12 protein-coding genes are annotated in these 19,512 nt (G+C 72.1%); 8 read left to right on the top strand and 4 right to left on the bottom strand.

Annotated features, from left to right (window positions below; all coding sequences use genetic code 11):
* Positions 1-122 precede the first annotated feature (122 nt).
* Entirely contained in the window at positions 123-842 is a 720-nt protein-coding gene (locus H516_RS0115385; RefSeq protein ID WP_022890600.1) for a ferritin-like fold-containing protein, read from the top strand.
* A 46-nt stretch (positions 843-888) separates the two neighbouring features.
* Here H516_RS0115385 and H516_RS0115380 read toward each other — a convergent pair whose 3' ends face one another.
* On the bottom strand, positions 889-1,194 hold the full coding sequence (locus H516_RS0115380) for a hypothetical protein (protein ID WP_022890599.1): 306 nt from the start codon (positions 1,192-1,194) through the stop codon (positions 889-891).
* Positions 1,195-1,196: 2 nt separating this feature from the next.
* On the bottom strand, positions 1,197-1,421 hold the full coding sequence (locus H516_RS0115375) for a DUF3107 domain-containing protein (protein ID WP_026378876.1): 225 nt from the start codon (positions 1,419-1,421) through the stop codon (positions 1,197-1,199).
* A 94-nt stretch (positions 1,422-1,515) separates the two neighbouring features.
* Between H516_RS0115375 and H516_RS0115370 the strand changes: the two genes are divergently transcribed.
* The gene (locus H516_RS0115370; protein ID WP_022890597.1) at positions 1,516-4,683 is read left to right on the top strand and encodes a UrvD/REP family ATP-dependent DNA helicase; all 3,168 of its coding nucleotides are present in this window, start codon (positions 1,516-1,518) and stop codon (positions 4,681-4,683) included.
* The gene (locus H516_RS20520) at positions 4,680-8,012 is read left to right on the top strand and encodes an ATP-dependent helicase (protein WP_022890596.1); all 3,333 of its coding nucleotides are present in this window, start codon (positions 4,680-4,682) and stop codon (positions 8,010-8,012) included. Before H516_RS0115370 ends, H516_RS20520 begins: the two co-directional genes overlap by 4 nt.
* Here H516_RS20520 and H516_RS20515 read toward each other — a convergent pair.
* Complete coding sequence (locus H516_RS20515) at positions 7,925-9,175, bottom strand: phosphotransferase (RefSeq protein ID WP_211217106.1); 1,251 nt, start codon at positions 9,173-9,175, stop codon at positions 7,925-7,927. The two genes, H516_RS20520 and H516_RS20515, sit on opposite strands and share 88 nt — an antisense overlap.
* Before the next feature lie 117 nt (positions 9,176-9,292).
* Between H516_RS20515 and nudC the strand changes: the two genes are divergently transcribed.
* Together nudC and H516_RS0115350 are read left to right on the top strand one after the other, a co-directional pair.
* Positions 9,293-10,252, top strand: coding sequence for an NAD(+) diphosphatase (nudC, locus tag H516_RS0115355; protein WP_022890594.1), 960 nt, complete (start codon positions 9,293-9,295; stop codon positions 10,250-10,252).
* Positions 10,253-10,275: 23 nt separating this feature from the next.
* Positions 10,276-12,036 carry an ATP-dependent helicase gene (locus H516_RS0115350; protein WP_051138867.1) on the top strand — a complete coding sequence of 587 codons (1,761 nt, stop codon included), beginning with the start codon at positions 10,276-10,278 and terminating at the stop codon, positions 12,034-12,036.
* Positions 12,037-12,866: 830 nt separating this feature from the next.
* Here the strand turns inward: H516_RS0115350 and H516_RS20510 are convergent.
* Positions 12,867-14,243 carry a zinc-dependent metalloprotease gene (locus tag H516_RS20510; RefSeq protein ID WP_033197295.1) on the bottom strand — a complete coding sequence of 459 codons (1,377 nt, stop codon included), beginning with the start codon at positions 14,241-14,243 and terminating at the stop codon, positions 12,867-12,869.
* Between the two features lie 192 nt (positions 14,244-14,435).
* On the opposite strand from H516_RS20510, the gene H516_RS0115335 reads away from it, so the two are divergent.
* The 3 genes from H516_RS0115335 (at position 14,436) to H516_RS0115325 (ending at position 19,437) form a co-directional block, all read left to right on the top strand.
* Positions 14,436-15,548, top strand: a complete 1,113-nt coding sequence (locus H516_RS0115335; RefSeq protein ID WP_022890591.1) for a YlbL family protein — start codon at positions 14,436-14,438, stop codon at positions 15,546-15,548.
* A gap of 71 nt (positions 15,549-15,619) precedes the next feature.
* Positions 15,620-18,580: a UPF0182 family membrane protein gene (locus H516_RS20505; protein WP_022890590.1), complete on the top strand. Its 2,961-nt coding sequence runs from the start codon at positions 15,620-15,622 to the stop codon at positions 18,578-18,580.
* Entirely contained in the window at positions 18,577-19,437 is an 861-nt protein-coding gene (locus H516_RS0115325) for a class I SAM-dependent methyltransferase (RefSeq protein WP_022890589.1), read from the top strand. Before H516_RS20505 ends, H516_RS0115325 begins: the two co-directional genes overlap by 4 nt.
* Positions 19,438-19,512 lie beyond the last annotated feature (75 nt).

Here is a 19,512-nt window from a genome sequence, read left to right as displayed (position 1 = left end):
CGAGAATGAAGGTCGTGAGGTGCGCCTCGACTTCAACCCCGGGCGCACGGCCGCGGCTCCGATGTCCGCATGCCCTTACACCCTATCGGAGAGTCCCTGTGCGCCTCGGATAGGCTGTCTGCGTGGTGTTCTGGTCCAGCAGGCGCGGTGCGCGCCCCGAGCTTCCGCGGCTGCGACCCCGGGTCGCCCCCACGGAGGTCACCAAGGTCGACTTCACCGAGCTCGTGCCCGAACCGGTGCCGTTCCTCGGGCAGGCCGCGTACATCCAGCTCGAGTTCTTCGAGAGCCTCTCGACCGCGGTGATCGGTGCGCCGTCGATGCGCTCGAAGGAGGGGCTGAGCGCCGCGGCGGGCGTCGCCCTCCGCCGGCACCACGAGCTCATCGCCGAACTGCGCCACCTCGGTGTCGAACCCGAGGCGGTCATGGTGCCGTTCGCACCGGCGACCGATCGACTCGGCGAGTCGACCGCCGGCGCCGACTGGCACGAGCTGCTGCTCGGCGTGCACGTCACCTCGGGCATGCTCGACGACTACTTCTCGCGTCTCGCCGAGGGACTCCCCGCGGTGCTCGGTGCCCGGGTCCGCGGAATCCTCGCGGGCGGCGGCATCGGCGAGGTGCTGGACGCCGAACTGCGTGCGGCGATCGAGGCGGAGCCCGGACTCGCCGATCGCCTCGCCCTGTGGGGTCGGAGCATCGTCGGCGACACCCTGCTCATCGCCCGATCGGCGCTGCGCGCCTCCGACTCGACCGATCGCAGCGCCGGCGACCGGGTCGAACCGGTCTTCACCGAGCTGATCGCCGAGCACACGCGACGGATGGACGCGCTCGGGCTCACCGCCTGAGACGGCCGCGCCCGAACGCCCCGCTCAGGCGCGGATGACGCCAGGCTCAGGCGCGGTTCACGCCCGGCCGGGAGAGGCGCTCGAAGAGCGCGGCATCCGCCTTCTGCCGGCCCGGCCCGATGAGATACGCGGCCGCCGCCGAGGCGACCGCTGCCGCGACGAGCGCGACGACCCAGATCCAGCCGCCGTCCCATGCCCAGCCGAGCCAGGTCAGGCCGACCCACACGACGGCGGCGACGGCCGCCCCGATCGACGGCACGAGCGCGACGCCGCGCATCTGACGGTACGGCAGCGCGAAGTGCGCGGCGATGCCGAGGATCGCACCGCCGAGGGTGACGAAGAGGAGCTCCATCGTCAGGCGACGAAACCGACGCGACGCGACTCCTCCGAGCCGATCTCGACGTAGGCGAGCGCTGCGGCGGGGACGACGAAGACCGTGCCCTTGTCGTCGGCGAGCTTCAGGAGCGGAGACTGCCCGGCGAGGGCCGCCGCGACGGCCTGCTCGACCTCTGCGGCCGACTGCGAGGTCTCGAACCCGAGTTCACGGGGGGAGTTCTGGATGCCGATGCGAACGTCCACTGTGCGCCTTTCTGCTCGTGTCTCAAACCCTACACATCGTGCCGTGCCGGGCCGGTCGCGTTCACTGTCGGCGGAACGGGTTAACGTTGCCGACATGCAGGGCACCCGAACCGTTCCAGACCTCGTCCGCACGCTCGCGGGCGGCGGTCACGCGGCGGTCTTCGGCGCGCCGGGCAGCGGCAAGACCAGCCTCGCGATCGAGCTCGTCGCCGACCGCATCGAACGGCTCGGCCACTCGAGCGACGAGGTGCTCGTCGTCTCGGCGACCCGCACCGCGGCGACCGCGCTCCGCGACGCGCTCGCCGTGCGGCTCGGCCTCACGACGCGCGGCCCGCTCGCCCGCACCGCCAACTCGATCGCCTTCCAGCTCGTGCGCGCGTACACGGGTGCCTCGGTGACCCTGCTCACGGGTGCCGAGCACGACCACATCGTCGGCGAGCTGCTCGACGGCGGCATCCGCGACGGGTTCGGCCCTGAGTGGCCCGACCCGCTGACCCCCGAGGTGCGGGTGCTCCGAGGGTTCCGCACCGAGCTGCGCGAGCTGCTCATGCGCGCCGTCGAGCACGGCGTCGACGCCGCGACGCTGGCCCGGCTCGGCGAGCGCTGCGAACGCCCCGAGTGGGTGGCGGCGGCCGACTTCCTCGCCGAGTACGACGAGGTGAAGGCGCAGCTGCGACCGAATCAGTTCGATTCGGCCGAACTCGCGGCGTTCGCGGCGGCCGTCGTGCGCCGGAGCGTCGACGACGCCGGCGCGGCCGCTGCGCTCGGCCTGCTCGCCCGGCTCAGGCTCATCGTCGTCGACGACGCGCAGGAGGCGACCGAGGCGACTGCGGCGCTCCTCGGCGCCTTCGCCGCGCGCGGGGTCCAGGTGGTCGCGATCGGCGACCCCGACGTCGCGAGCAACGGCTTCCGCGGCGGTCGCCCCGAACTGCTCGGCGCGCTCTCGAACGTGCTCGACGGCGCCGCGGTCGAGCGGCACGTGCTGCTGGTCGTTCACCGAGGCACGCGCGAACTCCGCGCGGTCGTGCAGTCGGCGACGGCCCACATCGGTGCCGCGCTCGGCGGTGCGCACCGGGTCGCCCCGGTCGCCGGGGCGTCGGTCGCGTCGGATGCCTCGGCCGCGCCGGTGCGTTCGGGTTCGGCCGTTCCCGATCCAGCCCCGCCGGCGCGTGCGCCCCTTGCGCCCGTCGTCGGAATCGAGGCCCCCTCGCACGCGGCCGAGTGCCGTGCCGTGGCGGCCGTGCTCCGCGAGCGCCACCTCCTCGACGGCGTGCCCTGGTCCGAGATGGCCGTCGTCCTGCGCTCGGGCGGCGACGTGCCCGCCTTCGAGCGAGGGCTCGCGCTCGCCGAGGTGCCGACCGCGGGCAGCGCCGCACGCACCGCCCTCCGCGACGCCCCAGCCGCGGCGGCCCTGCTCACGGCCGCCTCCCTGGTGCTCGAGCGCGAGCCGCTCACCGCCGAGCTCGCGGTCGCGCTGCTGACCGGGCCGATCGGGCGCCTCGACGGGGTCGGGCTCCGTCGCCTGCGCCTCGCCCTCCGCCACGAGGAGCTCGCGAACGGCGGCGACCGCACGGGCGACGAACTGCTCGTCGAGGCGCTCGGCGCCCCCGGCGGCTTCGACTCGATCGACGCGGCGCCGGCCCGGCGGGCGGCGCGGCTCGCCAAGCTCGTCGCCAAGGCGCGTGCCGAGGCCGCGCGCGGCCGCACCGTCGAAGAACTGCTCTGGGCCCTGTGGGAGGGCAGCGGGCTCGCCGCCGAGTGGGGGGCGCAGGCGGCGGGCACCGGTGTGCTCGCCGATGAGGCGAACCGCTCGCTCGACGCCGCAGTGGCGCTCTTCGCCGCGGCGCAGCGGTTCGTCGAGCGCGAGCCCGACGCGCCGGCGGTGCGCTTCGTCGACGAGGTGCTCGCGAGCGAGCTGCCCGAAGACTCGCTCGCGCCGCAGCGCAGCGCCGAGACAGTGCTCGTGACGACGCCGCCGGCGCTCATCGGCCGCGCGTTCTCGGTCGTCGTCGTGGCAGGGCTGCAAGACGGCGTCTGGCCGAACCTCCGGCCCCGCGGCACCCTGCTGCACGCGGGCCTCCTCGCGCGCACCGCCGCGGCCGTGCGTGCGGGTGCGCCGTTGCCGACCGTCGAGTCCGTGCCCGAGGCCCGCATCGCCGTCCGCAGCGACGAGCTGCGCCTGTTCGCCCTCGCCGCCTCGCGCGCCGAACGCCAGCTCGTGCTCAGCTGCACCGCGAACGACGACGAGCAGCCCTCGATGCTGATGGGCTATGCGTCCGATCGGCTGCGGGCGCCGCGTGGTCGACCGCTGCACCTCCGGGGCCTCGTCGGCGCGCTTCGCCGAGAGAGCATGGCGTCCCCGTCGGGCGAAGCCCCGGCTGCGCTCGCGCTGCTCGCCGAGGCCGGCGTGCCGGGTGCCCACCCCGACGACTGGTACGGGCTCGCAGAGGCCTCGACGACTGCTCCGCTCGTCGATCTCGAGGGCGACCCCGAAGCGATGGTCGCCGTCTCGCCGTCGCAGATCGACCGCGTCGAAGAGTCCCCGCTCGGTTGGTTCATCGATCATGTGGCGTCGCCCCCGTCGGGCATCGCGGCCTCGATCGGCACGATCGTGCACGCCGTGGTCGAAGAGGCCGGCGCTCGCGACGACGGCGACACGAGCATCGAGGCGCTGTGGGCCGGTGTCGAGGAGCGACTGCGAGAGATCCGCTTCGAGGCGGGGTGGGTCGCCGAGCGCGAGCGGCGCGGCGCGCGGCGCATGGCCGAGGGCGCTGCCGACTACCTCGCCGGCTTCGCCGACGACGGCAAGGTGCTGCTCGAGGCCGAGGGGCGATTCACCCTCGAACTCGGGCGGGTTCGCATCACGGGCACGATCGACCGGGTCGAGGCCTCCGCCGACGGCACGACGGTCATCGTCGACCTGAAGACCGGGCGCACCCCGCCGACGGCGGCGCAGACCGCCGCTCACCCGCAGCTCGCCGCCTACCAGCTGGCCGCACGGGCGGGTGCGGTGCCGAACCGAGGCACTCTTGGCGGGGCGAAGCTCGTCTACCTCGCGAAACCCGCCTCCGGGAGCGGCTACACCGAGCGTGCGCAGCAGCCGTTCGACGACGAGGCCGAGGCGCTCTTCCGCGAGCGGCTCGATGCGGTCGCGCAGACGATGGCCGGCGGCTCCTTCGACGGGCCCGCCGAGCTCGGCTTCGGCTCGCGCTTCGGCGCCTGGCAGTATCGCGTGCACCTCGTGCCGGCGGTCTCGGCATGAGCGGCGAGGCGCTGAGCGCGCTCGAGATCGCCACACGTCTCGGCCTGCACGCTCCGACGCCCGAGCAGCGCGCGGTCATCGAGGCCGATCCGCAGGGTCAGAGCATCGTCGTTGCCGGAGCAGGAAGCGGCAAGACCGAGACGATGGCGAACCGCGTCGTCTGGCTCCTTGCGAACGGGCACGTCGAGGTGCCCGAAGTGCTGGGGCTCACCTTCACCCGCAAGGCGGCCGGCGAACTGGCCGAGCGCGTGCGCGAGCGGGTGGCGCAGCTCGTCGACGAGGGCATCGCCGCCGTGTCGCTCGACCCGATCGAGTCGGCGGCGGTCGGCACGTACAACGCCTTCGCGAGCTCGATCTACCGCGAGCATGCGATGCTCATCGGGCGCGAGCCCGACGCCTCCGTACTCGGCGAGGCCGCCGCCTGGCAGCTCGCCCGCGGAGTGGTCGCCGCCGCTGCCGACCCACGGCTGGTCGAACTCGACGCCTCGCTCGAGAAGGTGACCGGTGCGGTGCTCGGCCTCAGCCGCGCCCTCGCCGAGAACGTCGCCGACAGCCGCGACGTTCGAGTGACGGTGCGCGACTTCCTCCAGATGGAGGGGCTGCCGATCGAGGCGCCGAGGAAGCGCACCGACTTCGCCTCCTTCGTCGATGCGCTGGGCGTCATCGGCGCGTTGCCGCCCCTCCTCGAACTCGCCGACGCGTACGCGACGGTCAAGCAGCAGCGCGGCTTCGTCGAGTTCTCCGACCAGGTCTCGCTCGCGCTCGCGATCTGCGAGCGGCACCCCGAGGTCGTCACCGCGCACCGCGAGCGCTACCGCACGGTGCTCCTCGACGAATATCAAGACACGAGCGTCGTGCAGACGCGCCTGCTGTCGGTGCTCTTCGGCGATCACGCCGTGATGGCGGTCGGCGACCCCGACCAGTCGATCTACGGCTGGCGCGGCGCGAGTGCCGCGAACCTGGCACGATTCGGGCGCGACTTCGCGGCGGGCGGCGAGGCTGCGGTGTACGACCTGTCGACGAGCTGGCGCAATCCCCGTATCGTGCTCGACGCCGCCAACACCCTCATCGGCCCGCTCGACGCCGGCATCCCGAAAGCGCCGCTCAGCGCCTCGCCCTTCGCGGGGCCGGGCCGCCTCGAGGTGAGTTGGAGCGAGACCATCGACGACGAGGCCGCCTCCGTCGCAGACTGGTTCGCGAAGCGCCTCGGCCGCGGTCGCGAAGCGGTGAGCGGCGCACTGCTCTGCCGCACCTTCGCCAACGTCGACGTCTTCACCGAAGCACTCCGCGCGCGCGGAGTGCCGGTGCACGTGCTCGGCATGGCGGGGCTGCTCGACCAGCCCGTCATCGCCGACCTCGTGTGCGTGCTTCGCGTGGTGCACGACCCCTCGGCGGGCTCGGAGCTCGTGCGAGTGCTCGGCGGCGCACGCTGGCGCATCGGTCCGGCCGATCTCGACGCCCTGCGCTCGCTCGCGAAATGGCTCGCCGATCGCGACCTCGCGAGTCGGCGACTGGCCGACGAGGTGCGGCGCGGTCTCCGAGCCTCGATCGCGGTCGACGAGTCGCCCTCGATCGTCGATGCACTCGACTTCCTCCTCACCGCACCCGATGAGCATTCAGCGCTGCGCGGCTTCAGCGAGATCGGGCTCGCGCGCATGCGCCGCGCCGGCGCGCAGCTCCAGGCGCTTCGCCGGCGGGCGGGCCTCGGGCTCATCGACTTCGTGAGCCTCGTGCAGCAGGAGCTGCTGCTCGACCTCGAGGTGGTGGCGAACGCGACGCAGCCGCTCGGCGCGCCGAGCCTCGAGGCATTCGACGAACTGCTCGTCGGCTTCGTCGAGATGAGCGAGCAGCCGACGCTCGGGGCGTTCCTCACGTGGCTCACCGAGGCCGAGCAGCGCGACCGGCTCTCGCCCAGGCAGGACGAGCCCGAGCCTGGTGCGGTGCAGGTCCTGTCGATCCACGGCTCGAAGGGTCTCGAATGGGATCTCGTGGCGATTCCGCGCATGGTCGACGCGGAGGTGCCGTCGAAGCCCCGGTCGACGAAGGGGTGGCTCGCGTTCGGCGAACTGCCGAACGAGTTCAAGGGCGACGCCGACGAACTCCCCGAGCTGCAGTGGCGCGGGGTGCAGAGTCAGGCCGAGTTCGACGCCGCCGTCTCGGCGTTCGCCGAGGAGAATCGCGAGCGCCACGCAGAGGAGGAGCGCCGGCTCGCCTATGTGGCGTTGACGCGTGCCCGCAGCGAGTTGCTGCTCAGCGGTTCGTGGTGGTCGACGCAGAAGGCGCCGCGGCAGCCGAGCCCGTTCCTCCGCGAACTCGTGCAGGCGGGCATCGTGTCGATCGACCTCCTGCCCGCGGCGCCCGAGCACGACGAGAATCCGCGCACCGGCACCGCCGAGCGCGTCAGGTGGCCCCTCGACCCGCTCGGCCGTCGGCGCGGCGCGGTCGAAGCCGCCGCCGAGGCCGTGCGCGCCGCCGCGCTGCGGCCGAGCGGTGCGGGCATCGGTCCACGGCTGGCCGACGAGCTTCGGCTCCTGCTCGAGGAGCGCCGCCGCCGCCATGAGCCCGCGGAGTCACCCGAGATTCCGGTGCGGGTGCCTGCGTCGCGATTCAAGGACTACGTCGACGACCCGCTCTCCGTCGCGGCCGCGCTCAGGCGGCCGATGCCCCAGCGACCGTTCCGCGCGACGCGCATCGGCACGCTCTTCCATGAATGGGTCGAGCTGCGATCGCTCGACCCGGTCGTCGGGTTCGGCGATCGCGACGGGTTCGGCGATCTCGACGGGTTCCGCGATCTCGACGCGCTCGACGGCGAGGCGCTGCACGGCGACGCGCTCGACGGCGACGAGGTCGTGAGCGTCGATCCGGCGCACGGCGAGGTCGCCCCCGAACGCCTTCGCGCGCTGCAGTCGACCTTCGCCGCCTCCGAGTGGGGCGACCGCAGGCCCGCCGCCGTCGAACTCGAACTCCACCTCCCGATCGGCGGCAACGTGTTCGTCTGCAAGCTCGACGCGGTCTACGACATCGCCCCCGAGTCGGAGCTCGGCACGCGAGGCATTCGCGTGCAGGTCGTCGACTGGAAGACGGGAAAGGCGCCGCGCGACGCGCGCGACCTCGAACTCAAGCAGACCCAGCTGGCCCTCTATCGTCTCGCGTACGCGACGTGGGCGGGAGTCGACCCGGCCGTCGTCGATGCCGTCTTCTACTTCGTCGAGGACGATCGGGTGATCAGGCCCGATCGCATCTACGACGAGGCGGAGTTGCGGCGGGCCTGGTCGTCGGTGACGTCGCCCGAGGGGGCGCCCGTCGAGCGGTCATCGCCGCGGGCGTGATCGCGCGTCGCCGCGTCCGGGTCGCCGTCGGGCGCAGTGGCGCCGTCGGGAGCCGCGTCGCCCCAGTCGCTGAGATCGAGCGGGATCGGCGCCGTGGCATCCATGGGCGGTGCGCCGCTCGTGCGAAGCGCCTGCCGATCGAGTTCCGAGAAGTCGTAGCTGTCGGTGAGCATGGCACCGCCGCGCTCGGCGGGCAGCCGATCGAGCGGGGTCTCGTCGAGCAGCCGCTCGACGTCGTCGACCGCGAGGATCGGTCCCGTCTCGGGGGAGAGCGGCTCGCTCGAATGATCGTGGACGCTTTCGACCAACCCGTCGAGGAGGCCAACGGCGTCATCGACGATGGCGTCATCGTGCTCGTCGATGCCGTGCAGCAACCATCGCGCGAGTTCGAGTTCGCCGTAGAGCAGCGCGCGCTGCGGCAGGTGGGCGTCGGCGCCGCCCTCGCGGGCCGCGATGTACGCGCCGAGCGCGCGCTCGGCGGCGGCACCGCGGCAGGTCAGCAGCCAGTGCAGGTCGCGGGCCGGGTCGCTCTCGGCGAGCCCCGACCACCCGAGCACCCCGGTCACCGTCTCGCCGTCGTTCAGGATCGAATCGGCGGTGAGCGTGCCGTGCACGACGGTCGGGCGGAACCGCCAGAGTGTGTCGTCGTCGGTGGCCTCCTCCCAGCGGCGCAGGAGCGCGGCGGGCAGTCGCCCGGTGTCGGCGGCCCGGCCGATGAGGGCGACCACCGATTCGCGGGTCTCCACGGCGTCCTGCCGGGGGAGGCCGGCGTCGCCGACGAATCCCGTCGGCAGCGAGTGGATCGCCGCGATGGCGAGTCCGACCGACTCGGCGAGGCGCTCGTGCGCGGTCAGCTGGTCGGCGGTCGAGACGACCCCCGGGATGAACTCGGTGACCACGGCGCGCGTGCCGTCGATCGGCGCCTGCCCGATGAACGAGGGCACCGCGAAGTCGAGGCGGCTGCGGACGCCCGGCGTGAGGGCGCGCAACGCCACGAGGTCGGCCGACTGCTCGGATTCGGCGGCCTGCGAACGCGGAACCCGGATGATGAGGCGGCGGTCGTCTGTGGTGCGGAACTCGACGGCGTCGAAGGCCCCGTGGCTGCGTCGGGTGTGCGCCCGCGCGGCGCTGACCTCGAGTCCGGGCACCGCTGCCGTGGCCAACGCGGCTAGAGTGAGTGGGGGTCTGGCCATGGCATTCAGCTTAAGCAGGCATCTCCCGGCGACGGGCGACCGCCACACCTTCCCGCCGACTCCGCATCCGACCGCGAGAGGGGCGCAGTGACCGACGAGGGCCCGACTCCGCCGTTCGCGCGTGCCGTGATCGATCGCGACGCCGAGCGGCGCGCCGATCCGGCGATCTTCGACGCCTTCGACGCCGATCCCGCGTCGCGGGTGATGCTCGTCCACGGCGATCGCGCGCTCCTCGCCGAGCAGGTCGAGGGCTCGGCGCCGGCGCTCGAGTTCTTCCAGCCGGCTGAGGCGCCGGCAGGGATGCTGCGCGCGTACCTCGGTCGTGGCGACACCCCCGCACGCGCCTACGAGCTGCGAGTCGTCGACGACGAGACCGCCGCGGCCGTCGAGCCCGAGGCGGCGCGCTGGGTCGGGCTCCGCGACGCGGCGACCGCGCTCGACGAACTCGGCACGGGGCTCTTCGTCGAAGCCCTCGCGCTCGCGAACTGGCACGCGTCGCACGGTTTCTGCCCGCGATGCGGGGCGACGACGACGCCCGTACAGGCGGGCTGGGCGAGGCGCTGCGACCAGGATGCCGCGATGCTGTTCCCGCGCACCGACGCGGCGGTGATCGTGCTCGTCACCGACGACGACGACCGGTTGCTGCTCGGGTCGAACGCGATGTGGGAGCAGCGGCGCTTCTCGCTGCTCGCCGGGTTCGTCGAACCGGGCGAGTCGCTCGAGGACGCGGTCGTGCGGGAGATCCACGAGGAGGCGGGGCTCGTCGTCGACCGGGTCGAGTATCTGGGCTCGCAGCCGTGGCCGTTCCCGGCGAGCCTCATGCTCGGGTTCGCGGCCCGGATCGCCCCCGGGGTCGATCCGGCAGACGCGAAGCCCGACGGCGAGGAGATCCTCGAGCTCCGCTGGTTCAGCCGCGAGGAGCTCGCCGAGTCGTGGGGCGGGGTGACCCTGCCGGGCGAGACCTCGATCGCCCGCTGGCTCATCGAACACTGGTACGGCGGGCCGGTCGCGGCACCCGATCGCTCGCCTGAGTGGTCGGTCTCGTGACGGTCGGCCCCGGCGCGAGCGCGATCGACGCAGCCGAACCCGGAGCCGCGACGGGCGATCCGCTGCTCGACGGGCTCGACGACGAGCAGCGTGTCGTCGCCGAGGCCTTGCACGGGCCGGTCTGCGTGCTCGCGGGCGCCGGCACGGGCAAGACCCGGGCGATCACGCACCGCATCGCCTACGGCGTCGCCTCCGGTGCGTACGACCCGGCGCGAGTGATGGCGCTCACCTTCACCTCGCGCGCCGCCGCCGAGCTCCGCGCGCGGCTCGGCGCACTCGGTGCGGGGGCCGTCCGCGCCCGCACCTTCCACGCGGCGGCGCTTGCGCAGCTGAATCACTTCTGGCCGATCGTCGTCGGCGGCCCGGCGCCGCGCGTGCTCGACTACAAAGGCCGCCTGCTCGGGCAGGCCGCCGAGCGGGTGAAGCTCAAGGTCGACGTGGCGACCCTCCGCGACGTCGCGGCCGAGATCGAGCGGCGCAAGGTGAGCGTGCAGGGGCCCGAATGGTACGCGGCGCGGCTCGCGAGTCGAGGCGCGCCGGGACGGCTCACCGCCGAGCAGTTCCTCGAGCTCGTCGAGTCGTACGAGCACGTGAAAGACGAGCGGCGCATGCTCGACTTCGAGGACGTGCTGCTCGCGACCGCCGGAATGATCGAGTCGGAGCCATCCGTCGCGATGCAGGTGCGCGAGAGCTACCGCCACTTCATCGTCGACGAGTACCAGGACGTCTCGCCCGCCCAGCAGCAGTTGCTCGAGCTCTGGCTCGGTGATCGCAGCGAGCTCTGCGTGGTCGGCGACGCGAGCCAGACCATCTACTCCTTCGCGGGGGCGAGCTCGAGCTACCTCCTCGGCTTCGAGCGACGCTACTCCGAGGCGACGGTCGTGCGCCTCGAACGCAACTACCGTTCGAGCGGTCGGATCGTCGACACGGCGAACCGGCTCATGCGCGGTCGCGAGGGTGCACTGCGGCTCGCCGCCGTGGCGAGCAGCGAGCGCGCGCCCGAGCCGGGGCTCACCGAGTACGCCTCCGATCTCGCCGAGGCCAGGGGTGTGGCGACCCGCATCAGGGATCGCATCGACGCGGGCGCCGCACCCGAGGGCATCGCGGTGCTGATGCGCGTGAACTCGCAGTCGGCCATCCTCGAGCGGGCGCTCGACGAGGTCGGCGTCGGCTCGCGCGTGCGCGGAGCCGCGCGCTTCTTCGACCAGCCCGAGGTGCGCGAGGCGGTGCACGCCCTCCGCGCCGCGGCGCTCACGATCACGGGGGAGCCGCTGTTCAAATCGGTGAGCGACGTGCTGCGCTCGCTCGGCTGGAGCGTGCAGGCGCCCGAAGGCCCCGGCGCCGTGCGCACCAGATGGGAGTCGCTCAACGCGATCGCGCGTCTCGTCGACGATGCTCCCGAGGGCACCACCTTCCGCCAGTTCGCCGACGATCTGCGGGCGCGCGCCGAGGCGCAGCACGAGCCCGCGCTCGCGGTCGTGACGCTCGCGACGCTCCACTCGGCGAAGGGGCTCGAGTGGGACGAGGTCTACCTCGTCGGCCTCACCGAGGGAATGCTGCCGATCAGCTATGCGAAGGGCTTCGACGCGATCGACGAGGAGCGCCGACTGCTCTACGTCGGGCTCACGCGGGCACGGCATCGGCTCGAGCTGAGCTGGGCGCGCCTCGGCGACGGGCAGCGCGGAGAGCGGGAGCCGTCGCGCTTCCTCCAGGAGCTCGACAACCGCACTCGGGATGGGGGTGGTGGCTCGCAGACTGCGAGCCGCCCACGGCCCCGAGCCTGAGGCTCCGCGACGCGAGGGGGGTCTCGCCGAAACGCAGTCGGTCGTCGACGGCGGCCGCCGCGGCCGCTGCGGCATCGACGACGGCGCGGATGCCGCGTGCCGCGGGCGGTGCCTGGCGCCCGGCGAGCTGCGCGGCCACGGCGGGCCACGCGGGGTCGCGGTCGCGGCGGGCGAGTTCGAGGCAGCGCAGGCACGGGCCCCGGCCCGGATCGACGAGCGGACCGACGCGCCAGCCGGCTTCGTCGTCGACGACCGCGAGGTGCGGAACGTCGGAGCGCAGCCACGGCAGGTGACGGGCGGGCGGGATCACCCAGTGCGCCGCGATCACGGCGAGATCGGGGCTGGGCGTCGTGCCCGACGGGGCGGGGTCGGCGCCGATCACCCGATGGCCGAGCTCGGTGAGGCGGCGCTCGAGCAGCAGGCCGAAGGCGCCGTCGGCGTCGAGCAGCACGGTCGCGCCGGTCGCGCCGGTCGCGCCGGCCCCGGCCGCCTCGACTTCGAAGGCCGGCTCGAGCCTCATCAGCAGCCGTTCGATCTCGGCTTGGGTCCCACCGAGGCCGTCGCCGATGGTCTTCAGGGTCGCGACGCTCGCGCCGTGCCGGAGCGCGCTGAGCAGCCCGGTCTCGAGCGGGCCGGGTTCGCCGATGACGACGCGCGGCACCTCGCCGCCGAGTTGCAGCTCGCGGGGCGAACGCCACACGAGAGGGAGTGCCGGATCGATGCGCGGTGACATGTCGAGAGCATCGCGCACCGGGACGCGGGGCGTCGGAATCCCTCCACAGCCCCCGCCTCCCGGCTCCGCGAGCGCACCGGCGTGCACCGCCTGTGCGTCAGCTCGCGGGGGTCTCGCCGTCTTCGCCCGGGCCGGCGGGGGTCTCGCCGCGCAGCAGCTGCTCGAGCGCCTGGTCGAACTCGTCGTCGGCCTCGTTCTCGGCCGCATCGGTGCCGGTCAGGCGGGCGACGAGCGCGCTCGGGTCGTCGAGGTCGGCCGAGGTCGGCAGCAGATCGGGGTGCGCCCACAGCGCGTCGCGCGCCTCGACGCCGACCGCCTCGGTCACCGCGCGCCACATCGCCGTCGCCTCGCGCAGACGGCGCGGGCGCAGCTCGAGCCCGACGAGCGTGGCGAACGCCGACTCGGCCGGCCCGCCCGACGCCCGACGTCGCCTGATCGACTCGGCGATGGCATCGGTGCGCGGCAGCCGGCCCGTGGCATCCGCCGTGACCTGATCGACCCAGCCCTCGACGAGCGCGAGCATCGTCTCGAGCCGGCCGAGCGCGGCCTGCTGCGCCTCGCTCTTCGGGCGGATCAGCGTACCGCCGACGACGGCCTGACGGAGTTCGTCGGTGTTCGAAGGATCGAAGCCCTCGGCGAGTTCTTCGAGCCGCTCGGTGTCGATGTCGATGCCGCGCGCGAAGGCGGTGATCGCCGTGATGAGGTGGAGTCGGAGCCAGCGCGCGTGGCGGAAGAGCCGGGCGTGCGCGAGTTCGCGGACGGCGAGGTAGAGCTCGACCTGGTCGGTCGGGATGTCGAGGCCCTCGCCGAACACCGAGGCGTTCTGCGGGAGGATCGCCGCGCGGGAGTCGTCGAGGAGCGGGATGCCGATGTCGCCGCCCGAGACGACCTCGGTCGACAGTTGGCCGACGACCTGCCCGAGCTGCATCGCGAAGAGCGTGCCGCCGATGCCGCGGAGCATCTTGCTCGCGTTCTCGATCATGCCGCGCATCTCTTCGGGCGCCTGCTCGCGCATCACCCGCGTGAGCGCGTCGGAGATGGAGAGGGCGACGGGCTCGGCGAGCTGGGTCCAGAGGGGCATGGTCGCCGCGACCCAGGCGCGACGGGTGATCAGCTCGGGCGTCTGCGGGGGAGCGGAGAAGTCGACGGCCTCGTCGAGCCAGAGCGATGCGACCTGGAAGGCCTGATCGAACCGCTCTCGGTCGGCATCGGAGATCTGCGTCTGGCCGGTCGCCGCGCGCTCCTCGCCCTGGCGGGTCGCGACGGCCCAGTCGATGCCGTCGCCGCTGCGGTTCATCGCCTGCTGCAATTGGCCGAAGAGCGCGGCGACGCTCGCCGGGTCGTTCGGGAGACCCGCTGCGCCCGCGAGGCTCGTCGGGTCGATGCCACCGGCACCCGACAGCAGTTCTCGCAGCATGTCGCGGAACTCGTCCTCGGGATTCCGGTCGCCGGGTTCGCCCTGTTGATCGGCCACGTGCGCCACCTCCAGCTCTCGTCTCCTCAACCGTAACGCGGGCATCCGGCGTCGCGTCTGGGAAATGGCCTAGGCTTGCAATCCGGGTGTCCGCCCTTCGCGAACAGCGCCGGGTCGGCCCTCACCTCCATCCCGGCCCGTCGCCGCGAACGACCGGCCCGTCGCCGCGAACGGCGCGAAAGGACTGCCCGAATGGCCCTCTTCTCCGACGACTCGTCGGCGCCCGTCGAGCGCGGTCGGCGCTCGCGGCGCGAGCGCATCGGGTGGGCCGCCGTCACCGTCGCCACGGTCATCGCGATCGTGTTCGGTCTGCTGCCGTCGCCCTACGTGATCGAGCAGCCGGGCCCCGTCTACGACACCCTCGGCGTTGCCGAGAACGCCGACGGCGACGAGGTGCCGCTGATCGCGATTCCCGACGAGACGACCTACCCGACCGACGGCGAGCTCAACCTGCTCACGGTCTCGGTCGTCGGCAAGCCCGGCAACACCCCGAACTGGCTCGAGGTGCTCTGGGCGTGGGGCGACGCCACCCGCACCGTCATCCCCGTCGAGGCCGTCTTCCCGCCCGGTATCAGCAACGACGACCGCGATGCGCAGAACGAGGCGGCGATGGTCGACTCGCAGCAGGACGCGATCGCCGCGGCGCTCGTCGAGCTCGGCTACGAGTTCCCGCGGGAGGTGACGATCGTCGGCCTCTTGGAGGGCTCGCCCGCCGAGGGCGTGCTCGAGGAGGACGACGTCGTCGTCGCACTCGACGGCGAGGCCGTGAATTCCATCGGCGAGCTCCAGTCGGCGGTGCGCGAGCACGGCACGGATGCCCCGGCGTCGATCGAGATCGAACGCGACGGCGTGCGCGAGACCGTCGAAGTGACCCCGGTCGACCGCGACGGCGTCGCGGTGCTGGGGGTCGGCGTGCGCATGCACTACGAGTTCCCGATCGAGGTCGAGCTGCAACTCGACAACGTCGGCGGCCCCAGCGCCGGCATGATGTTCGCGCTCGGCATCGTCGACGAACTCACCCCCGGTGCGATGACCGGTGGCGAGATCGTCGCCGGCACGGGCACGATCGACTCGGCGGGCGCCGTCGGGGCGATCGGCGGCATCCGGCAGAAGCTCTGGGGCGCCGACGGCGCCGACGCCGACTGGTTCCTCGCACCCGAATCGAACTGCGACGAGGTCGCGGGAAACGTGCCCGACGGCATGACCGTGTTCGCGGTGACGACGCTCGACCAGGCGCGAACGATCGTCGAAGACCTCGGAGACGGTGAGCTGACGGGGACCTACCCGTCGTGCGACGCATCCTGACCAGCAGATTCCAAGCATCGCGGCTCTAAAATGGAGCCTCGATCCCGTCCCGACCGAAGCAGAGGCCGAGAGTGTCAGCACAGCCGCAAGAACCGAGGGTCCCGCGCCGTCGCGCGCCGATCGCGATCACGATCGGGGTGGTGGCCGCCCTCGTGATCGCGTTCTTCGTGTTCGCGGGTCTCTACACCGATGTGCTCTGGTTCCAGCAACTCGGCTTCATCTCGGTGCTGACCACCGGGTGGATCGCGCGAGTGTCGCTGTTCGCCATCGGGTTCCTCGCGATGGCGCTGCCGATCTGGGGCTCGATCCAGATCGCCTACCGCACCCGCCCGGTCTACGCGAAGCTCAACTCGCAGCTCGACCGCTATCAAGAGGTGTTCGAGCCGCTGCGCCGACTCGCGATGTACGGTATCCCGGCGGTGCTCGGCGTGTTCGCCGGCGTGTCTGCGTCGAGCCGGTGGGAGGTCACGCTCGCGTGGCTGAACCGCACCCCGTTCGGTCAGACCGACCCGCAGTTCGGCTTCGACATCGGCTTCTTCGTCTTCGAGCTGCCGTTCTACCGCAGCGTGGTCGGCTTCGCGTCGGCGGTCGTGCTGCTCTCGGTGCTCCTCGTCATCGCGACGAACTACCTCTACGGTGCGATCCGCGTGAGCGGCCGCGAGGTCGTCATCTCGAAGTCGGCGCGCGTGCAGATCGCCGTGACGGCGGGTCTGTACCTGCTGCTGCAGGGCGTGAGCATCTGGCTCGACCAGTACGCGACGGTCACCGAGTCGGGCGCCCTCATCACCGGCGCCGCGTACACCGACGTCAACGCGGTGATCCCCGGTCGCGGCATCCTCGCCGGCATCGCCGTCGTCGTCGCGATCCTCTTCTTCGTGACCGCGGTGATGGGCCGCTGGCGGCTGCCGCTCGTCGGCACGGCGCTGCTCATCGTGACGAGCCTGCTCATCGGCACGCTCTACCCGTGGGTGGTGCAGCGCTTCCAGGTCGACCCGAACGCGAAGCCGCTCGAGGCGCCGTACGTCCAGCGCAACATCGACCTCACCCGCGATGCGTACAACGTCGACGGCGTCGAGCAGATCCCCTTCGAGGCGAAGACCGACGCCGAGCCGGGCGCGCTCCGCTCAGACGCCGAGACGACCGCGAACATCCGCCTGATGGACCCGCTCGTGATCTCGCCCGCGTTCCAGCAGCTCGAGCAGTTCCGCCAGTACTACCAGTTCCCGAAGCAGCTCGACGTCGATCGCTACGAGGTCGACGGCGAGACGCAAGACACCGTGGTCGCCGTCCGCGACGTGAAGCTGTCGGGGCTCGGCGACGCCGACACCTGGTTCAACTCGCATCTCGTCTACACGCACGGTTACGGCCTCGTGGCCGCGGCGGGCAACCAGCGCTCGGTCGACGGGCAGCCGGTGTTCCTCGAGTCGGGCATCCCGCAGATGGGTTCGCTGGGCGAGTTCGAGCCGCGCGTCTACTTCGGCGAGAGTTCGCCGCAGTACTCGATCGTCGGCGCCCCGAAAGACAGCGACCCCATCGAGCTCGACTACCCGGCGGGCAGCGACAACGAAGAGCAGACGCAGACGACCTTCTCGGGCGACGGCGGGCCGAAGCTCGACAACATCTTCACGAAGCTCGTCTACGCGCTGAAGTTCCAATCCGAGCAGATCTTCCTCTCCGACGAGGTGACCGACGACTCGCAGATCCTCTATGACCGCGACCCGATCCAGCGCGTCCAGAAGGCCGCTCCGTACCTGACGCTCGACTCCGAGACCTACCCGTCGATCGTCGACGACCGTCTCGTCTGGATCGTCGACGGGTACACCCTCAGCGACCAGTACCCGTACTCGAACAAGGTCAGCATGAGCGAGGCCATCGCCGACAGCGAAGGGCTGACGCCCGCGCTCGCGTTCGACGAGATCAACTACATCCGCAACTCGGTCAAGGCCACCGTCGACGCCTACGACGGCTCCGTGACGCTCTACGCCTGGGACGAAGAGGACCCCATCCTCCAGACCTGGCAGAAGATCTTCCCGTCGACGATCGAGCCGATGAGCGAGATGTCGGGCGAGCTCATGAGCCACGTGCGCTACCCCGCCGATCTGTTCAAGGTGCAGCGAGCCGTGCTCGGCCGCTACCACGTGACCGACGCGAGCACCTTCTACTCGCGTGAGGACGCGTGGACGACGCCCAAGGAGCCGACCGCCGGGGCGAACACGGCGCTGCTGCAGCCGCCGTACTACCTGACGATGCAGATGCCCGGCCAAGATGCCCCGGCGTACTCGCTGTACTCGACGTTCATCCCCGAGGCTCGCGGCGATGAGAGCCGCAATGTGCTGCGGGGGTACCTCGCGGTCGATGCCGATGCGGGCGCCGTAGAAGGAAAGCGCGCCGAGGGCTACGGCAAGCTCCGATTGCTGACCCTGCCCGAAGACGACAACGTGCCCGGCCCGGGTCAGGTGCAGGCGAAGTTCAACTCCGATCCGAGCGTCTCCGCATCGCTGAACCTCCTGAAACAGGGTCAGTCCGACGTCATCAACGGCAACCTGCTCACGGTGCCGGTCGGCGGCGGCCTCCTCTACGTGCAGCCGGTCTACGTGAAGTCGACGGGTGACACGAGCTACCCGCTGCTGCAGAAGGTGCTCGTCGCCTTCGGCGACCAGATCGCCTTCCAGGACACGCTCGACCAGGCGCTCGACGTGCTGTTCGGCGGCGACTCGGGTGCGTCGGCGGGCGACGGCGACGTCGAGCCCGGAACGACCCCGCCCCCCGGCGAGGGTGAGGGCGACGGTGACGGCGACGGCGGTTCGCCGACGTCGCCCGAGGCGCCGAGCGACGAGATGCAGGCGCTCCTGAACCAGGCGGCCCAGGCGTTGAAGGACAAGCAGGCCGCACTCGCCGAGGGCGACTGGGTGGCGTACGGAGCCGCCGATGCGAAGCTCGCCGACACGATCTCGAAGATGATCGCGCTCACCGAGGCGACGCAGGGCGAGACCGGCGGCACCGGCGGCTCGGAGGAGTCCGGCGGCGAATGAGCGTCGAGCTGCGTGAGGGCGACTGGCTCGACGACAATCGGGCCGGTTGGGACGAACGGGTCGGCGTGCACCTCGCGAGCACGTTCTACGACCAGGCGCCGCTCCGTGCGGGCGGGAGCGTGCTCGACCCGATCGCGAGGGCGGGAATCGATCGGCTCTTCCCCGACGGACTCGAGGGCGTGCGGGTGCTGCACCTGCAGTGCCACTTCGGCTCCGACTCGCTCTCGCTCGTGAGCGGCGGGGCGAGCGTCGTCGGCATCGACTTCTCGCCCGCCGCCGTCGCCGAGGCGCGGCGGATGGCCATCGAGATCGGCGTCGCCGATCGCGCCCGCTTCATCGAGGCGAACGTGTACGACGCCCGGCACATGCTGCCCGAGCCCGAGTCGTTCGACCTCGTGTTCGTGACGTGGGGCACGATCAACTGGCTGCCCGATGTCGCCGAGTGGGCGCGGATCGTCGCCTGGTATCTGAAGCCCGGCGGTCGGCTCTACTTCGCGGAGGGGCATCCGACCGCGATGGTCTTCGACGGCGACGACGGGCCCGACGGGCTCCCGTCGATCAGGTACGCCTACCAGAGCGAGCAGCCCGAGATCCTCGACGACCCGAGCGACTACGCCGACCCCGAGGCGCGTCTCGCGAACGCCCGAACCTGGGAGTGGTCGCATCCGATCGACGAGGTGCTGTCCGCCCTGCGCGACGCGGGGCTCGCGCTCGAGGCGTTCACCGAGCACTACTCGGTGCCGTGGAGGGTGTTCCCGGCGACGGTCGAGCTCGGCGAGGGCATGTACGGCTGGCCGGCCGAACGCTGGCTGCCGCTCTCGTACGAACTCGTCGCGCTCAACCCGTCGGTCGAGTAGCGCAGCGTATCGAGGCCACGGCCCCGAACGGCCAGGATGCCTCGGAGCGAGTCAGCTCCGAGGCATCCGACGTTC

Source organism: Agromyces italicus DSM 16388, assembly GCF_000421545.1.
GTDB lineage: Bacteria > Actinomycetota > Actinomycetes > Actinomycetales > Microbacteriaceae > Agromyces > Agromyces italicus.
This window is presented reverse-complemented; position numbering and strand designations above follow the sequence as displayed.

What these genes read in the sequence shown, in the direction of transcription:
- H516_RS0115380 (WP_022890599.1), bottom strand. Translation starts at nt 1,194, where the DNA reads ATGGAGCTCCTCTTCGTCACCCTCGGCGGTGCGATCCTCGGCATCGCC.
- H516_RS0115370 (WP_022890597.1), top strand. Translation starts at nt 1,516, where the DNA reads ATGCAGGGCACCCGAACCGTTCCAGACCTCGTCCGCACGCTCGCGGGC.
- H516_RS20520 (WP_022890596.1), top strand. Translation starts at nt 4,680, where the DNA reads ATGAGCGGCGAGGCGCTGAGCGCGCTCGAGATCGCCACACGTCTCGGC.
- H516_RS0115335 (WP_022890591.1), top strand. Translation starts at nt 14,436, where the DNA reads ATGGCCCTCTTCTCCGACGACTCGTCGGCGCCCGTCGAGCGCGGTCGG.
- H516_RS0115325 (WP_022890589.1), top strand. Translation starts at nt 18,577, where the DNA reads ATGAGCGTCGAGCTGCGTGAGGGCGACTGGCTCGACGACAATCGGGCC.